Annotated in this window: 15 protein-coding genes; 11 read left to right on the forward strand and 4 right to left on the reverse strand. The window is 40.9% G+C overall.

What is annotated here, in order from left to right; translation table 11 throughout:
• Positions 1-86: 86 nt before the first annotated feature.
• Both CWC28_RS05420 and CWC28_RS05425 read left to right on the forward strand, forming a co-directional pair.
• The gene (locus CWC28_RS05420; RefSeq protein ID WP_063705971.1) at positions 87-935 is read left to right on the forward strand and encodes a DUF72 domain-containing protein; all 849 of its coding nucleotides are present in this window, start codon (positions 87-89) and stop codon (positions 933-935) included.
• A 22-nt stretch (positions 936-957) separates the two neighbouring features.
• A complete protein-coding gene (locus CWC28_RS05425; protein WP_062564226.1) occupies positions 958-1,452 on the forward strand; it encodes a M48 metallopeptidase family protein in 495 nt (164 codons plus the stop codon).
• A gap of 79 nt (positions 1,453-1,531) precedes the next feature.
• Here the strand turns inward: CWC28_RS05425 and CWC28_RS05430 are convergent, their stop codons facing one another.
• The 3 genes from CWC28_RS05430 to CWC28_RS05440 form a co-directional block, all read right to left on the reverse strand.
• On the reverse strand, positions 1,532-2,548 hold the full coding sequence (locus CWC28_RS05430; RefSeq protein WP_063705973.1) for a DUF5924 family protein: 1,017 nt from the start codon (positions 2,546-2,548) through the stop codon (positions 1,532-1,534).
• Between the two features lie 106 nt (positions 2,549-2,654).
• A complete protein-coding gene (locus CWC28_RS05435) occupies positions 2,655-4,541 on the reverse strand; it encodes a GGDEF domain-containing protein (RefSeq protein ID WP_063705975.1) in 1,887 nt (628 codons plus the stop codon).
• Between the two features lie 219 nt (positions 4,542-4,760).
• Positions 4,761-5,441, reverse strand: coding sequence for a DUF3334 family protein (locus CWC28_RS05440; protein ID WP_063705977.1), 681 nt, complete (start codon positions 5,439-5,441; stop codon positions 4,761-4,763).
• Positions 5,442-5,559: 118 nt separating this feature from the next.
• On the opposite strand from CWC28_RS05440, the gene cmoA reads away from it, so the two are divergent.
• The 5 genes from cmoA to CWC28_RS05465 all read left to right on the forward strand — a co-directional run bounded on the left by cmoA (position 5,560) and on the right by CWC28_RS05465 (position 9,927).
• Positions 5,560-6,285, forward strand: a complete 726-nt coding sequence (gene cmoA, locus CWC28_RS05445; protein WP_063706202.1) for a carboxy-S-adenosyl-L-methionine synthase CmoA — start codon at positions 5,560-5,562, stop codon at positions 6,283-6,285.
• A 27-nt stretch (positions 6,286-6,312) separates the two neighbouring features.
• Positions 6,313-7,281, forward strand: a complete 969-nt coding sequence (gene cmoB, locus CWC28_RS05450; protein ID WP_063705979.1) for a tRNA 5-methoxyuridine(34)/uridine 5-oxyacetic acid(34) synthase CmoB — start codon at positions 6,313-6,315, stop codon at positions 7,279-7,281.
• A 201-nt stretch (positions 7,282-7,482) separates the two neighbouring features.
• Entirely contained in the window at positions 7,483-8,535 is a 1,053-nt protein-coding gene (gene purM, locus CWC28_RS05455; protein WP_063705981.1) for a phosphoribosylformylglycinamidine cyclo-ligase, read from the forward strand.
• Positions 8,535-9,182, forward strand: coding sequence for a phosphoribosylglycinamide formyltransferase (gene purN, locus CWC28_RS05460; protein WP_063705983.1), 648 nt, complete (start codon positions 8,535-8,537; stop codon positions 9,180-9,182). The genes purM and purN overlap by 1 nt, the downstream gene beginning before the upstream one ends.
• Complete coding sequence (locus CWC28_RS05465) at positions 9,127-9,927, forward strand: DUF3108 domain-containing protein (protein WP_082874091.1); 801 nt, start codon at positions 9,127-9,129, stop codon at positions 9,925-9,927. The genes purN and CWC28_RS05465 overlap by 56 nt, the downstream gene beginning before the upstream one ends.
• 18 nt (positions 9,928-9,945) lie before the next feature.
• On the opposite strand, the gene CWC28_RS05470 is transcribed toward CWC28_RS05465, so the two are convergent.
• Positions 9,946-10,710: a class II glutamine amidotransferase gene (locus CWC28_RS05470; protein ID WP_138624849.1), complete on the reverse strand. Its 765-nt coding sequence runs from the start codon at positions 10,708-10,710 to the stop codon at positions 9,946-9,948.
• Positions 10,711-11,046: 336 nt separating this feature from the next.
• Here CWC28_RS05470 and fadE point away from each other — a divergent pair, with 336 nt between their 5' ends.
• From fadE to CWC28_RS05490, 4 genes are all read left to right on the forward strand, one after another.
• Complete coding sequence (fadE, locus tag CWC28_RS05475) at positions 11,047-13,503, forward strand: acyl-CoA dehydrogenase FadE (RefSeq protein ID WP_063705988.1); 2,457 nt, start codon at positions 11,047-11,049, stop codon at positions 13,501-13,503.
• A 199-nt stretch (positions 13,504-13,702) separates the two neighbouring features.
• A complete protein-coding gene (locus tag CWC28_RS05480; protein ID WP_063705990.1) occupies positions 13,703-15,628 on the forward strand; it encodes a S9 family peptidase in 1,926 nt (641 codons plus the stop codon).
• Positions 15,629-15,931: 303 nt separating this feature from the next.
• Positions 15,932-16,369, forward strand: a complete 438-nt coding sequence (locus tag CWC28_RS05485) for a SulA-like leucine-rich domain-containing protein (protein WP_063706205.1) — start codon at positions 15,932-15,934, stop codon at positions 16,367-16,369.
• 40 nt (positions 16,370-16,409) lie between these two features.
• Positions 16,410-16,889, forward strand: a complete 480-nt coding sequence (locus CWC28_RS05490) for a YchJ family protein (RefSeq protein WP_062564233.1) — start codon at positions 16,410-16,412, stop codon at positions 16,887-16,889.
• Positions 16,890-17,020: the final 131 nt, after the last annotated feature.

Raw genomic sequence — 17,020 nt, forward strand, 5'->3', positions numbered from 1 at the left:
TGTCGGGGGCTAAATATATACCTCGACTTCTGAGCAAACATTTCTTTTGATACACTAGCTAAAGTTTAAATTTATTGGTTGATTTAATGCTGTATTTAGGTTGTCCGCAGTGGTCTAGCACCGCATGGAAAGGAAATTTGCTCTCTAGTCACTGTAAAAGCGCCGACATGCTCAGTGAGTATGCGCAATGCTTTAACTCAGTCGAAGGCAACACCAGTTTTTATGCTGATCCGAGTCACGAGTCATTATTACGCTGGCATGATGCGGTACCCGAAGACTTTAAATTTACTTTTAAGTTTCATCGGCGTTTTAGTCACGAATTACAGCTGACGAATATAACTAGTGAGCTTAATGCGTGGCTAAACTTATTTGAGCCAATTTTTGCTAAAACGGGGCAAATTATGTTGCAGCTACCCCGTGCCTTTGGCCCAGATGCACTGCCACTGCTTGCTAATTTTATTGCACAACTCCCCAAACAACTTAGTTACGGTATAGAAGTACGTCACCCCGGTTTCTTTCAAAAAGATGATGCAGAAATTCGTTTAAATCAGCTATTAATTGAAAATAATATAGACCGTATCAGTATGGATACCCGCGCTTTATTTGCTGTACCCGCCAATACCGATGCACTCATTGATGCGCAAAAGAAAAAGCCTTATTTACCTGTGCATGCCATTGCAACAGGAAATCAGCCAATGTTACGCTTTGTGATTGCCAGTCTTGAACATGAATACAAGTCGTATTACCAGCCATGGCTACAAAAAGTAAAACAATGGCTTGATGAAGGAAAATCACCCTATTTGTTTTTTCATACCGCAGATAATCGCCAGTCGCCACTTTTAGCAAGACAGTTCTGCCAAGATTTAGGTTACAATCACCCCGTGCTTGCGCCGTTTATAGGTGAACGCGAAGCAAGCCAAAGCAGTTTATTTTAGCGCCCGATTTATCAGAGAAAACATGAAAGATTACAGCCGTTATTTTCAAGGTTACCCGCCGCACATCATTGAGCAAGTGTTACAGCTATTTAATGGCGACAGGGCCGCAAAATACCTAAAGGGCAAATACCCTGATGCGCATAGCATTACCAGCGATAAAGCTTTATACAGTTACGCCACTGAGCTGAAAAAGCGCTACCTTAAAAATGCCCTGCCTTTTGGCCGTGCTGCATTCAAAAAACAAGGCGATATGGTCACAAATGCCTTAGGCACCCATACTTTTCGTATGCAAGGTAAAACCCGAAAACACGATCTTGCCATTAATAGCGACCTGCTTCGCGCACCTGAACCACTTCTCAAAGCACTCGTCGTACACGAGCTGGCTCATTTTAAAGAAAAAGACCACAACAAAGCCTTCTATCAACTTTGCTGCCACATGGAGCCGCAATACCATCAACTAGAACTGGATTTAAGAATATTCAGTGTGCTGGTAGGTGAAGGGAAGAACCCGTACTAAGCGCAAAGCTTAAAGCTGTAAGTCTTAAGCATTAAGCTCGCACTTCTTAAACTTGAAGCTTTCAGCTTGTAACTTAGCGCTATATTTCTGTAACCTCAAATCTTCTTTGCCCTATCAGCTGCCCAGACTCGGTAACCACTTTAACGACCCATTTCCCTGCAGCATTAGCAGGGAAATTCGTTTTATGGCTCCACGCTCGATAACCCTCTTTACGACCACCAGAAATATCCAAGGCTATGCGGTCAACTTCTTTTCGATTATGCACCCAAACATGGAAGATTTTTTCATTTAACCCTCGCGGTGCTTTTACCGCACTAAAACTATATAGACCTTTTTCATGTAAGCTCTGCTCAGTGAGTTCTGATATTGGCGAAAGCGGTTTACGTGCTTGTGCATCTAACTGATATGACATACTCATATCGGTTAAACGCAGTGCCGCAGGTGGCACAAAGCTACGTAATTGCCAAAGCCCTGCACTTAAAGCACAAAGCAATAACACCAATAACGGGAAACGCCACCATTTAGCATTGGGCATCAAATTGCCAAGACTAGGGACAGTTAAAATAACAGCCGTGATCAGCGCAATTTCAAAACTTTGGCTGGTCGTTAACTTTAATAAAATGGGTAAGGTAACCGACAGCACAACAAACAAAGAAAAGCTATGAAACACACTAAACCAGACACTGTGCCTTGCAAGCTTTTTGTAATAGAGGGGGTCAACAACAGAAACGAACGCACAAAGAATAATTAAAGCGGTGAACGCGGCCTGACCATGGTCCCAAGTAGTCACCGCCAAGAAAAATGGTAAAGCAAAAAACAAACTTTCTTGCTGCACAACTTGCAGCGCAAAGCGCATCACGTTGGGCGACACAGCCACACCAAAACGCTCCTCTACTTTATCTCTTAGCCAGTTATCTATTAACAACCACAACCAAGTGACTAATAGCAAAATAGAGATAAGTTGCGAAAACGATTCTTTTCGCTCAACAAAGACATAGCTCGTTACACCACTACAAAAAGCCAACACCGCCATCAACCCCGGCCGCTTCTGCATCATGAAAACAAATTTAGTTATAAAGTTTTTTAAGTAATTCATGCAATCATCAAATCCATTTAAGGCTTTATGAGTAAAGCATAAATTGGATGAATGTAAGCTTTAAACGAGCTTTAAGTTCAAAGCTATAAGCTGTGGACTAGACCATTTAAACCTCGAAGCAAGCTGATTCACTTCTAGCACGGCCATTTTCTTTTGCCTTGTATAAAAGCACATCGCATTGAGCTAACACTTGTTTCAACTCAAAGTCACCACTTACCTCAATGATTCCTGCTGAGAAGCTAGTAGAAAAGTTAGAAGTTGTTGTATGCCAATTTATATAGTTTTGAAATGACTCACGTATGTTATCTATCAAAATTTGCGCTTTTTCTTTATCTATTGAGTCTAAAACAAGTAAAAACTCCTCACCGCCAAAACGACTTAATTTATCTGTCTTACGAATACGAGTTTGTACAAAATGACTAAAAGATGTAAGCACTTCATCGCCAGTTAAATGCCCGTAGTTGTCGTTAATTTGTTTAAAGTGATCTAAGTCTAATAAGCAGATGCATTTTAACGAGTTTCGAGGCTTTCTTTTTTCTAACCAAGTATACATAGCTCTCCGATTCATAACTCCAGTCAGAGAATCTGTTTCAGCGATCTTTTTAATAGAAAGCTGTCGCCAAATTAACCATGAAATTAAGAAGATTAACATTGTGATTATGAGAGCCATTACAAGAAATCGCAGGTTTTGTGTTTCAATTTTAAGTGCTTGTTTTTCAGTTTCTGCTTTATATCCCTTGAGGGCCAGTATTTCTATGTCTCTTTGTAAGTAATTCCCCACGTTATTCAAAGAGTTATTAAAAGCAGAAAGCATAAAATCTTTTTCAAACTCAAATTTATCCATCATAGCTTTGTTCGCCAGTTCAGGTTTACCCAGAAATTCAAAAACCAGCTTTTGTAATTCGTTGAGATCTCTTAAATCAGACTGACTAAAAATAGAACGGTTAGATTGAATAAACTCCTTAAGAATATCAACAGACTTCTCAGCTTCTGGAAGCTTTCCATTGATGGAATCGAGTAAAATTTTAACTACTAAGCTGCGTGCTTTTACAGCATAATTATCTGAATTCAGATCCGTTTCAGCATTTAGAAGTAAGGATTGAGCAGTTTTAAGGTCTCCCTCTTGTTGTCTTTTAATTAAAACAGCACTTTTGGCAATTACTGCGTAAAGTTGAGATGACTGTTCTAAACGTTCTTTTTGTACTTTCTGTAAGTAGAAATCTGCGATATTTAAAGCTTTGCTGAATTGCTTTGCGTGAGCTAACACAAATGTCATTTCATAGTATGGGGTCGAATAGTCTAACACTTCAAAATATTTATTAGATAAAGCGTAAAGCTGCAATACATAATCTAAGGCGGTTTCGTAAGCCCCCATAGTATAAAAACTTGAAATAATTCTTTGTAGGGCAAACTCTTTCGAATATAAATACCCAGCCAGGGAATTTTCGTAGGTTGGTAAACTATCAATAGCATATAAATACTCAATCAAAGCAGACAGATGATCTTCTTTATATAATGAATAGTATTGTGCTAGATCAGCTGCAACTTGAGCTATTGCTTGCTTGTTGTCTAAAGCGATTAATTCAGCTTTTAAGTCTTTCAAAGCATCTACTATCGATAAATCATCAGAGTTATGTAGTTGTACAAAAGTTGCCTTTTGAGCACCATACATTACTGCATCAATCTTTTTTAACTCTTGCCAATCTTGGTCGGTTAAATGTACGGCGACTTTAATGCCTAACTTATCAGCAAGCGCTCTACGGTGATTGAACACCATAAAATAAAATACTTTTGCTTGGATAGAGTCTATGTTTGCAATTTTCAAATTCTTAGCAGACTTTAAAAAACCTTCTTCATCTAGCTGGTTAATCGAATACTGCATTGTTAATTCTATAAAATTGTTAAACCTATTATGCTCTGAGCTCGCAATTGTAATTGAACTAAAAACCAAGAAATAAATTAAAATGCCATTTTTTATAAGTTTAAGTACCATTCCTTTGCCTAACTCCAGTAAAGCAAGTTAATAAAATTTAACTATTTGATGCTATCACCAGAAATGTAACAATGCACTAAAACATTGAAGTACAATAAAAATAATACTGTTAAATGAGAATTCATCTTTGCAAAATGTCATTAAAAAAGCGCGGACTAAACCGCGCTTATATTTTATCTGATGGCTGAAAGCTGATAGCTGACAGCTCAAGTCGTTGGGTTACAAACCAAGTTCTGCCATAAAATCATCATCTGCATCGTCTGCTTGTGATGATGCTTTTTGCTTTTCAGCTTTTTGTTTGGCTTCGTTTTCGATGATGTCATCTGGGTCAACGGCTTCTGAAATATCAAAATCATGTAGTTTGATAAATTCAGTTTTATCCATCGCAAGCTCTAGATAGAAGATATTTTGCTTCGCAGTAGTGAATGTCACACGGCGTGCTTGTGGTCTATCCATGGTGGTATCAACAGAAATTTGTACCTGTTTGTTAATCGCCATCATCTTAGGTTGGTTTTGCGTAATAGAAGTATGCAGTTGGTCGCGTACTTTTGACGTAAAGTCACCAACGATTTGGTTCATCAGCTCGCCCAGTACGTTTGCCACATCATCTGATAAATGGCTTTGTGCAATTTCGTCTTCTGGCATACCCATGTTACGCATATAGTCATGATAAATTTCCATGGCTGCTTGCGCTGTGAAGTTTGTTACCACAAGACCGGTAAAGCCACCATCGAACAATACAAAACAGCCAATGTCTGGACGCATACAGGTGCGGGTGATTTTTTGAACCATGGCAGAATAACTAATACCGTTACCGCTTGCTGAAGACAGAACTCCAGTCACTGAATGACACAGAGTTGATAAGATATCTTCTGTACTGATCACTTTGCTTTTTGTCATTAAACTTCTCTTTTTTGTACTTGTTATTGATAATTCTAGCCAAGCTACTGAATTTATCACTGACTATCCAGTTAAAAATGCTAAAATAGCGGTATTATTTTTTAAAGAGACTGTTCACGTGACGCAAAAAGACAGTATTTATGCCACTGAGCAAGCGGTTAAAGACTTTAGCTTTGACCAACATGTAGTAGAAGTTTTCCCTGATATGATCCAGCGCTCGGTGCCGGGTTACGCAACCATTGTTAGCACCATAGGTAAACTGGCTGGCGAGTATGCGCAAAGTAATTCAAACCTATACGACTTAGGTTGTTCACTTGGTGCTGTAACGTTAAGTATGCGCCGTAATATTCGCACCGATAACTGTAATATTATTGCCGTCGATAACTCAGAAGCGATGGTTGAGCGCTGTAAATTACATTTACAGGGTTTTCGCTCTGACGTGCCGGTCACAGTTACGCTAGGTGATATCAACGATTTAGCCATCGAGAATGCTTCTGTGGTAGCGATGAACTTTACACTTCAGTTTATTCCACCTGAAAAGCGCCAAGCGGTGCTTGAAAAGATTTACGCAAATTTAAAACCTGGCGGCGTTTTGCTGCTGAGCGAAAAAATTAGAGGTGAAAATGAGCAATGCGATAATTTGCTCATTGATTTACACCATGATTTCAAACGTCACAACGGCTATTCAGAGCTTGAGATCAGCCAAAAGCGTACGGCTATCGAAAATGTCATGCGCCCTGATCATTTATCTACCCACTTAAACCGATTAAGTGAAATTGGTTTTAGCCAAACGCAAGTGTGGTATCAATGTTTTAACTTCTGCTCGATGATTGCAATCAAGTAATCATCACAACGATATAAAGAGTATTTCATGTCTCAATGGTTTAACCAATTTTACGCTGCGATTGCACAAAGCCCGCTAAGTCACTGGCTCGAAACTTTGCCAGGTCAATTAAAGCACTGGGAACTCGAAGCCAGCCACGGCGATTTACCGAAATGGCAAAAAGTGCTGAAAAACTTACCTGAGGTAAGCACAAACCTTGTGAATCTTCAGGATAAAGTACAAATTGGCACCGGTGATGAACTATCTGAAGGTCAGCAAAAACAGTTAACGCATTTACTAAAGCGCATGATGCCATGGCGTAAAGGACCCTTTAGCTTACACGGTATCGAGATTGATACTGAGTGGCGCAGTGATTGGAAATGGGATCGTTTACTGCCTCATATCGAACCGTTAAAAGGCCGCACAGTGCTTGATATTGGCTGTGGCTCGGGTTATCACTTGTGGCGCATGCGCGGCGAAGGCGCAAATTTTGTGGTGGGTATCGATCCATCTGATTTATTCTTATGCCAATTCCAAGCGATAAAGCATTATCACCAAGATGAAAACGTGCATTTATTGCCGTTAGGTGTTGAAGCTCTGCCTGAGCTAAAAGCATTCGATACGGTATTTTCAATGGGTGTTTTATATCATCGTCGTTCACCTATCGACTTTTTAGCGCAATTAAAAGCACAGCTTCGCCCAGGGGGTGAGTTAGTCCTTGAAACACTGGTTGTTGAAGGTGATGAACACACAGTTTTAGTGCCAACCGACCGCTATGCAAAAATGCGTAATGTGTGGTTTATCCCAAGCACCGCGGCATTAAAACTATGGATGGAACGTGTTGGCTTTAAAGATGTACAAGTTAAAGACTGTGCAATCACAACGCTTGAAGAACAACGTAAAACCCAGTGGATGGAAAACGAATCACTGGTCGACTTTTTAGATCCAAATGACACCAGCAAAACCATTGAAGGTTACCCTGCCCCTCTTCGCGCTATTTTAACCGCGAAAGCTTAACAAATAGTAAGAAGTTTCTAGTTTCAAGGTAGAAGGGTCATTTGCTTGATACTTTTGCCTTGTAACTTGAAAGCAAAAAAACCGGACAACTGTCCTTGTCAAGTCGGTTAAAGTGATTTTTCAACTAGCCGCGCCAGTGCAATTGTTGTAAAATACGCGCGTTTCTAAGCAACCCACATGCAACTTTTTTGAGGAAAACCTGTGAGCGAACAAAAACAGTCTCTTAGCTATAAAGACGCGGGCGTAGATATCGATGCCGGTAATGCACTTGTTGAGCGTATTAAAGGCGTAGTTAAAAAAACCAGACGTCCTGAAGTAATGGGCGGTATCGGTGGTTTTGGCGCACTTTGCGAACTACCAACTGGCTATAAAGAGCCTGTACTGGTTGCTGGCACAGACGGTGTTGGTACAAAACTACGTTTAGCAATCGATCTTAAAAAGCACGACACAGTGGGTATCGACCTTGTTGCTATGTGTGTAAACGACCTTATTGTACAAGGTGCAGAGCCACTATTTTTCCTTGATTACTATGCAACGGGTAAATTAGACGTAGATACTGCGGCTGATGTTGTAACAGGTATTGGTAAAGGCTGTGAGCTTTCTGGCTGTGCATTAATCGGTGGTGAAACTGCTGAAATGCCAGGTATGTACGACGGCGAAGACTACGACATGGCTGGTTTCTGTACTGGTGTTGTAGAAAAATCAAAAATTATCGACGGTACTAAAGTTGCTGCAGGCGACCAATTAATCGCCCTTGCATCAAGTGGTCCTCATTCAAACGGCTTCTCATTAATTCGTAAAGTTCTTGAAGTATCTGGCGCAGACACGAGCGCTGAGCTTGAAGGCAAAACACTTGGCGATCACCTATTAGAGCCAACTCGTATCTACGTTAAACAACTACTTGAGCTATTCAAGCAGGTTGATGTACACGCCTTATCTCACATCACGGGTGGTGGTTTCTGGGAAAACATCCCGCGCGTACTTCCTGAGTCTGCAAAAGCAGTTATCAAAGGTGACAGCTGGGAATGGCCTGTAGTTTTCAACTGGTTACAAGAAAACGGCAACATCACAACACACGAAATGTACCGTACATTCAACTGTGGTGTTGGTATGATTTTAGTTGTTCCAGCAGACAAACTTGAGCAAAGCTTAACAATTCTTAAAGATCTTGGCGAAAATGCATGGCATATCGGTGAGATCCAAGATGCGAAAGCAGGCGAAGAGCAAGTAGAAATTTTAGGTGGTCGTGACTAATGACCCCTTGTCGTCTTGTTGTATTAATTTCTGGTAGCGGTTCTAACCTTCAAGCCATCATCGACGCGTGTGCGCGTGGTGAAATAAAGGCCGAAATCGCCGCTGTAATTAGTAATAAAGCCGACGCCTATGGCCTTGAGCGAGCAAAAAATGCAGGTATACAAACACATGTACTTAGCCATAAAGATTTTGACTCGCGCGAGGCCTATGATGCTGAGTTAATGGACATTATTGACAATTTTGAACCAAATCTAGTTGTATTAGCTGGTTTTATGCGTATTCTTACACCTAGCTTAGTGCAAAAATTTAAGGGAAAAATGTTGAACATTCACCCTTCTTTGTTGCCTAAGTACCAAGGGCTGAATACCCACCAGCGAGCGATAGATGCAAAAGATGACGTTCATGGTGTTAGTGTTCACTTTGTCACAGAAGAACTAGACGGCGGTCCCGTTGTTCTTCAAGCCAAAGTGCCGGTACTCGAAAACGATACCGCAGAGACACTCGCACAACGTGTTCATCAGCAAGAACATATAATCTATCCATTGGTGGTCAAGTGGTTCAGTGAACAACGACTCAAGATGGAAGCAGATTATGCAGTTTTTGACGAAAAGAAACTTCCTGCACACGGCGCGCACTACCCAGAATAAAAATCTAAGTGCCCTACTCGCTTGTGTGGGCACTTTATTACTTCCTACCAGTGTTTTAGCTGGCGACCTCACTCAATATGAAGCCAAATACGATGTACTTCGTAAAGGCGAAACCCATGGTAAAGCAGTACGCGAGCTGAAAAAAGCCGCAGACGGTAACTACGTGATCACTTATCACAGTGAAATCGAATGGATGATTTTTTCAGACTCACGAAAAGAAACATCTAAATTTACGTACCATGATCAAAAAATTTCTCCGCTAAGTTACACCATGGAACGTTCGGGCACCGGGCCTGATAAAGAATACAGCTTAAAATTTGATGCGGCGCAAAAGCAAGTTCAAAGCAGCGAAAGTAAATACCCATTGAAGCTGGATTGGTCAGACGATTTTCAAGACTCTCTGTCTTACCAAGTACAAGTACGCGAAGAGTTAAAGCAAGGTAAAACACAATTATCGTATCCATTGATTGATAAAAAAGGCAACCTTCGCAATTACGACTTTGAAGTTATCGGCACAGAAATGATTTCGCTACCTGTTGGTAATGTAGAAGCGATAAAAGTAAAACGTTTGTACGATAATGATAAACGTCAAGCGCTTGCTTGGTTTGCCCCAGAAATGGACTACATGCTAGTTCGTATGTGGAAAGGTGAAAAAGGCGTAGAGCAATTTGAAGTGCAGCTTAATTCATTCACCGTGACCACGCCAGTGGCCGTAACAAATGAAGTGAGTAATGAAGCGCCTTAATAGCGCTTCATCTTTTATTTAGATTTTTTCGCCCATTTTAAACAGGGCAAACTCACCGGGTTCCATTTTCTGCCAGCGTTCATCATTGGTGAGTGGCCGTGTTGCAATCACAGTAACCACATCGTTTGGTGTGGTTTCTTTTTGAAAATCAATCACCATATCTGCATCAATTAATGTCGCTTTGCCAAACGGTGCACGGCGTGTGATCCAATGTAAGTTATTGGTGCAATAAGCTAAAACATAAACTCCATCAGTAAGCAGCATATTAAATACGCCTTTTTCACGCAGTGTGTGGGCAAGCTTGGCAGCATAACGAAATACAGACGCCATATTTGATGGGCGTTTAGGGTATTTTTCGCGAATTTTATCGAGCAGCCAACAAAACGCCAGCTCACTGTCGGTATTACCGACAGGTCGATAGTAATCTGGTTTTAAATCATGATAATTCGATAGTTGCCCGTTGTGAGCATACGTAATTTCACGGCCCCATAACTCGCGAGTAAATGGGTGGGTATTTTCAAGGCACACTCGACCACGGTTTCCTTGGCGAATATGGCTTATCACTGAAATACTTTTTATTGGATACGCTTTAACCAACTTGGCAATTTCTGATTGGCAACTTGGCTCTGGATCTTTAAATGTACGACAGCCTTTACCTTCGTAAAAAGTGATGCCCCAGCCATCTTTATGCGGGCCAGTATTACCACCGCGTTCTAATAATCCTGAAAAACTGAAACAAATATCCGTTGGTATATTGGCCGACATGCCAAGCAACTCACACATAGAACTCTTAACCTATAAAACTAATCGAAGGAAGGCATGATGGGCTGATCCCTGCCTGCGCTCATTGTTAAACATAGCGTTAAAGATGGCAACTGCTATGCTCAGATTTTCAGAACTATCTGAGCAATTCACAACTAATTGCCAGTATAACGGCGCTGATTATAAGTAATTACTCAACAATCCCTCACTGGCTGTAAATGTTTTTGCACTGATAGCCATTTTTAAATGAATAAAACTCGTTGCACAGACTGTTTTAATCCCTGTTCCCCTCTTGATAATTCGCTTTTCAAGCGCTACTCTAAAAGAGGTGGTCTGACCTCTATTAAGGAATAATCAATGACTCTCATATTTTTACTTGGTTTACTCGTGCTGCTTAGTATTGCGAGTTACCACAGAGCAAGCTGGAATACCTGCTTAGGTATTGCCGTTGCGACTTTACTTGTTGGCACATTTGCTGGCGCGTTTGGCGCAATTAGTTGGCTACTATTCTTACTTATCGCTGTGCCACTTTCTGTGACTGGCGTTCGTCAACAATACATCATCAAACCTATCTTCGCTGCTTTCAAAAAAGTAACCCCGACGATGTCGGAAACTGAAAAATCAGCAATCGATGCCGGTACTACGTGGTGGGAAGCGGATCTATTTTGCGGTCGTCCTGACTGGAACAAATTACACCAATACCCAGCACCTAAACTGACTATCGAAGAGCAAGCGTTTATTGATGGTCCAGTTGAAGAAGTGTGTAGCATGCTAGATGACTGGCACGCAACTCACGAACTAACTGATTTACCGCAAGATGTTTGGCAATATCTAAAAGATAATAAATTCTTTGCCATGATCATCAAAAAAGAATACGGCGGTTTAGAGTTTTCTGCTTATGCACAATCGTGTGTACTACAAAAACTAACAAGTAAATCAACGTTACTTTCATCTATCGTAGGTGTACCTAACTCATTAGGTCCGGGCGAATTACTTCAGCACTATGGTACTAAAGAGCAAAAAGATCATTACTTACCGCGCTTAGCAAGTGGTCAAGAAATTCCATGTTTTGCTTTAACATCACCAGAAGCCGGTTCTGACGCAAGCGCAATTCCTGATTACGGTGTTGTTTGTAAAGGTCAGTGGAATGGTGAAGAAGTTGTCGGTATTAGCCTAACATGGAACAAGCGTTACATTACTCTAGCTCCAGTTGCGACTGTACTTGGTCTTGCATTCAAACTACAAGATCCTGACGGTTTATTAGGTGATGATAAAGAACCTGGTATTACCTGTGCGCTGATCCCAACAGATACCCCAGGGGTCGAAATTGGCCGTCGTCACTTCCCGCTAAATGTACCATTCCAAAATGGTCCTACTCGCGGTAAAGACATCTTCGTACCACTTGATTACATCATTGGTGGCCCGAAAATGGCTGGTCAAGGTTGGCGTATGCTTGTTGAATGTTTATCTGTTGGTCGTGCAATCACCTTGCCGTCTAACTCTACAGGTGGCATTAAAACAATTGCGCTTGCAACAGGTTCATACAGCCGTATTCGTCGTCAATTCCGTTTGCCAATTGGTCAAATGGAAGGTGTTGAAGAATCACTCGCTAAACTTGCAGGTTACGCATATAGCTCTGATGCTGCAGTTAGCATGTCTACAGGTGCTGTTGATCTTGGCGAAAAACCATCGGTTGTATCTGCAATAATTAAATACCACTTAACTGAGCAAATGCGTGAAGCAACAATTCACGGCATGGATGTTCATGGTGGTAAAGGCATTATGCTTGGTCCAAACAACTACCTAGGTCGCGGTTACCAAGGTGCACCAATTGCGATTACCGTTGAAGGTGCAAATATCTTAACACGTAACATGATCATCTATGGTCAAGGTGCAATTCGTTGTCATCCATTCGTGTTAACTGAACTAGGCGCTTGTGCAATTGAAGACCGTGAAGAAGCGCTTGCAGTATTCGATAAAGCGTTAATGGGCCACATTGGCTTTACTATTTCGAACCTTGTTCGCACTAAGTGGTTAGCATTCACAAATGCACGTTTTACAAGTACGCCGTACAAAGACGAAACCGCTGAGTTTTATCGTGTTGCGTCGCGTTTCAGTGCATCATTAGCATTAATGTCAGATATTAGCATGGCGGTATTTGGTGGGTCATTAAAACGTAAAGAGCGTATCTCTGCACGTTTAGGTGACTTACTAAGCTACTTATACCTTGTATCTGCAACACTTAAACGTTACAACGACGAAGGCCGTAAAAAAGAAGATTTTGCGCTTGTTCAATGGAGCTGCCAAGATCACCTTTACCACTGCCAACGTGCACTTGCTGACTTAATCAATAACATGCCATCTGCACCACTACGTGCAATGCTAAAAATCATGTTATTCCCATTCGGTCGTCCAGTTCGTAAACCTACTGATAAGCTTGAGCACAAACTTGCACACTTATTACAAGTACCAAGCGAAACTCGTAACCGTTTAGCTAACTACATTTACCTTAAAAACGAGCCACTTAACCTTGTTGGTCGTCAAGAGCAAACGCTTAAAGACGTACTAGAAGTTGAGCCTCTGTTTGATAAGGTATGCCGTGAAAAAGGCGTGAAACTGCCTTTCTTCCAACTTGATAAAGTAGCGCAAATGGGCCTAGAAGCAGGTATTTTAAGCCAAGCTGAAGCCGACAAATTAGCTGCTGTTGAAAAAGCCCGTCTTGACGTTATTAACGTTGACGACTTTGACCCAGCAGACTTAGTTGCAGGTAAAGTAGCCCGCGGCGAGAGCGATAAAAAAGCTGACGCTGCTTAAGCTAGCAAAACAATTCCAATTGTTATGAAAAACCAAACCAGCGCAAATTGCGCTGGTTTTTTTGTTTATAAACCCTCTAGCGCATTCCTTGTCCCTAATTAGTTACATGATTTGTAACAAATATCGGACTGGTAAAACTTGCGTTTATATAATGAACAGGCAAGACTCTATAGCGAAAAATAGATAAGGAATAATTACAATGAAACCGAGTTTTCAACTAGCAGCTGTTGCATGCGCACTTAGCCTTGCACTTGCAGGATGTTCACAATCAACCCAATCAACAAGCAGCACCGAAACCGTGCAACAAAACCAAACTGTAAAACAGTATGACGCTGAAACCTTTTTTGACACAACGTCAATTATGGGCAGCAGCTTTTCACCAAAAGGCGACAAAATACTCGTTAGCAGTGACGAAAGCGGCATTTATAGCCTGTACGAAGTAGATATAAAAACAGCCAAAAAAACCCGCTTAACAGACTTTGAAGACAGTACTTATGCAGTAGCTTATTTCCCTAATGATGAGCGCGTATTATTTACCAAAGACTCTGGCGGTAACGAGCGTTATCACATCTATGTTCGCGAAACAGACGGCACAGTTAAAGATCTTACGCCAGGTGAAGAAACCCGCGCGGGTTTTGCAGGCTTCACTGAAGATGCGAAACAATTTTTTATAACCAGCAATCAACGTGATGCTAAGTTTATGGACCTTTATCGCGTCGATGCTAGCAGTTATGAAGTAACCCTTGTTTATCAAAACACCATGGGACTGGATGTCGGTGCGATCAGCCCTGATGGCCGTTTTATTGCTTTATCTAAAAATAATTCGAACAAAGACAGCGATGTGTTCATTCTCGATACGCGTAAAAAAACACTGAAGCCAGAGCTCATTACCCGCCATGACGACGACGCCAAATACGGCCCTGAAACCTTCTCAACAGACAATAAATCACTGTATTACTCAACCGATGCTAAAGGTGAGTTTGCAGAAATTTGGCGCTATGACTTAACGACCGGCAAGCACAGCCCTGCCCTCAAAGATGAGTGGGATGTGAGCTTTATTTACTTCTCTGAATCTGGTCGTTATCAAGTAAGCGGTGTTAATGCCGACGCAAGCACTAAGGTGTCGATAACCGATACCACCACAGGTAAAAGCATAGCCATGCCATCGCTGCCTGCTGGTAACTTACGTGGTGTTAATTTTTCAGCTGATGAAAAGACCATGGCGTTTTATTTAAATTCAGATACCTCACCAAGTAACCTATTTGTGTGGCAACTCGGTGAATCGAAAGCAAAACAGTTAACCAACACATTAAGTGATGCAATTAATCAAAATGACTTGGTTGAAAGCACAATTGTGCGCTTTAAAAGTTTTGATGGTTTAGAAATCCCTGGGGTTTTATATAAGCCTAAGCAAGCTAACAGCAACAACAAAGTACCAGCTTTAGTGTGGGTGCACGGCGGCCCTGGCGGCCAAAGCCGCACAGGCTATAGTGCAATGCAGCAGCATCTAGTCAATCACGGTTATGCCATTTTTGCGGTCAATAACCGTGGCAGCTCAGGCTATGGTAAAACCTTCTTCCATTTAGATGACAAAAAGCATGGCACTGATGATTTACAAGATATCGTATACGGCAAAAAGCATCTACAAAGCCTCGATTGGGTCGATGCTGACAAAATTGGCATCATAGGAGGAAGTTACGGTGGCTTTATGACCGCCGCCGCACTTGCCTTTGAACCTGAAGAGTTCAAAGTAGGTATCAACATCTTTGGTGTAACAAACTGGGTTAGAACCTTAAACTCGATTCCACCATGGTGGGAAAGCTTTAAAAAGGCGCTGTATGACGAAATGGGCGACCCAGCTACAGACGGTGAACGTCACCGTGCAATTTCGCCACTATTTCATGCTAAAAACATCACCAAGCCATTAATGGTGATCCAAGGTGCTAACGACCCTCGCGTTTTACAAGTTGAAAGCGATGAACTCGTTGCCGCTGTTAAGGCAAATGGTGTGCCTGTCGAATATGTATTATTTGATGATGAAGGCCATGGTTTTACTAAAAAGGAAAACCGCATAAAAGCCTCAAACGCATATCTTGAGTTTTTGAATACTTATTTAGATAAGTAGCAAGATTGCAAAGATAAAGAGCCGGTATTTATACCGGCTTTTTTATGCAAAACACCTGTATAAAAGAAAAATGTTACGTCTTACACAGTACTGTACAAAACACTGTATGAGTTAAATGCTAAATTTTTTAGCTTTTTAACTCTGCAAACCAAAATTATAACTACATGTTTAATAAGAACTAAATCATTTTAATTAACATAAAACTGAATCATTGGTTAAAAAATAGCAAAAAAGTACTTGCGCAAAAACACTGTATAAACTACTGTATACACATACTGTATAAACAACCAGTGAGTGAAAGTTATGTTACAGCCAATTACCTTAAGAACAGTTAAAAGCTACCAACAAGATAACGACAAAGCGTCTGTTAATTTAATTCAAATTGAAGACGAAATATCAGCAACCTTTGAGCTATTAAAAGTATTACATCATTACAATAGCCAAAATGCATGGACACTATTAATTGCACCTGATCATGTTCCTAGCAAAGCATTATTAGATTCGTGTTCAATTGATACCAGCAAACTACTTGTGATCAGACAAAAGCATTTAGTAAACCTTGAATACGTACTTAGCTCAGCATTACATAACGGTAACTTTGCTGCTGTGATCACATGGACAGATATTGTAAACAATCATCAACTTGATTCGATGAACTTAAACCTAGATCAGGCATCAGCTAAGTTTTATTGCTTTACAAAAAGCGCTCAATTAAACAATTTAGTACCGCAGCCACAATAGGCTTGTTAAAATAACAATTTACATTTTTAGGTAAGTTGTTATGACATCACTCACACACTCCCTTTGTCCTTGTGGCAGCGAATCGACTTACGAGCTTTGCTGCCAGCCTTTTCATACCGGTGCAAGCCAAGCTGATACCCCAGAGCAACTTATGCGTTCTCGTTTTAGTGCATACGCGCTAAAAGATGCAAAATATGTATTTAGTACTTATGCACAAAGCCAGCAAGCCGCGAACCCGGTTCGCGAAATTAAAGATTTTGCTAATAGCTGCCGTTTTACCAAACTCAGTGTTTTAGAGACTGAACATAACGAGCAAGAAGGCTTTGTAGAATTTAAAGCAAATTACTTTTACCAAAACTTGTATTGTGAGTTACACGAAAAGTCGCGTTTTATTAAAGAAGATGGCTTATGGCGTTACCTTGATGGTGATATAACGCCAGTTGCAGATATTAAAATTGGCCGTAATGATGAATGCCCTTGTGGTAGCGGCAAAAAATATAAAAAGTGTCACGCTCTTTAATTGCTCTTATACCAATCCGCTTAATTAAGTAGTCTATTTTGAGGCAATAAAACCTCGTTGATAGCAAGGCAAAAATTTCGTTATTTAGTTGTTCTAAATGAGAAATTTTTAACGCAGTTAGCGACAGGTTT

The sequence above is a fragment of the Pseudoalteromonas sp. S4492 genome, from assembly GCF_005886115.1.
GTDB classification, from domain to species: Bacteria; Pseudomonadota; Gammaproteobacteria; order Enterobacterales; family Alteromonadaceae; genus Pseudoalteromonas; species Pseudoalteromonas gelatinilytica.

What these genes read in the sequence shown, in the direction of transcription:
- CWC28_RS05485 (WP_063706205.1), top strand. Translation starts at nt 15,932, where the DNA reads ATGTTACAGCCAATTACCTTAAGAACAGTTAAAAGCTACCAACAAGAT.
- CWC28_RS05435 (WP_063705975.1), bottom strand. Translation starts at nt 4,541, where the DNA reads ATGGTACTTAAACTTATAAAAAATGGCATTTTAATTTATTTCTTGGTT.
- CWC28_RS05490 (WP_062564233.1), top strand. Translation starts at nt 16,410, where the DNA reads ATGACATCACTCACACACTCCCTTTGTCCTTGTGGCAGCGAATCGACT.
- CWC28_RS05470 (WP_138624849.1), bottom strand. Translation starts at nt 10,710, where the DNA reads ATGTGTGAGTTGCTTGGCATGTCGGCCAATATACCAACGGATATTTGT.
- CWC28_RS05465 (WP_082874091.1), top strand. Translation starts at nt 9,127, where the DNA reads ATGCAGTTTTTGACGAAAAGAAACTTCCTGCACACGGCGCGCACTACC.
- CWC28_RS05480 (WP_063705990.1), top strand. Translation starts at nt 13,703, where the DNA reads ATGAAACCGAGTTTTCAACTAGCAGCTGTTGCATGCGCACTTAGCCTT.
- CWC28_RS05420 (WP_063705971.1), top strand. Translation starts at nt 87, where the DNA reads ATGCTGTATTTAGGTTGTCCGCAGTGGTCTAGCACCGCATGGAAAGGA.
- purN (WP_063705983.1), top strand. Translation starts at nt 8,535, where the DNA reads ATGACCCCTTGTCGTCTTGTTGTATTAATTTCTGGTAGCGGTTCTAAC.
- fadE (WP_063705988.1), top strand. Translation starts at nt 11,047, where the DNA reads ATGACTCTCATATTTTTACTTGGTTTACTCGTGCTGCTTAGTATTGCG.
- cmoB (WP_063705979.1), top strand. Translation starts at nt 6,313, where the DNA reads ATGTCTCAATGGTTTAACCAATTTTACGCTGCGATTGCACAAAGCCCG.
- CWC28_RS05425 (WP_062564226.1), top strand. Translation starts at nt 958, where the DNA reads ATGAAAGATTACAGCCGTTATTTTCAAGGTTACCCGCCGCACATCATT.
- CWC28_RS05430 (WP_063705973.1), bottom strand. Translation starts at nt 2,548, where the DNA reads ATGAATTACTTAAAAAACTTTATAACTAAATTTGTTTTCATGATGCAG.
- CWC28_RS05440 (WP_063705977.1), bottom strand. Translation starts at nt 5,441, where the DNA reads ATGACAAAAAGCAAAGTGATCAGTACAGAAGATATCTTATCAACTCTG.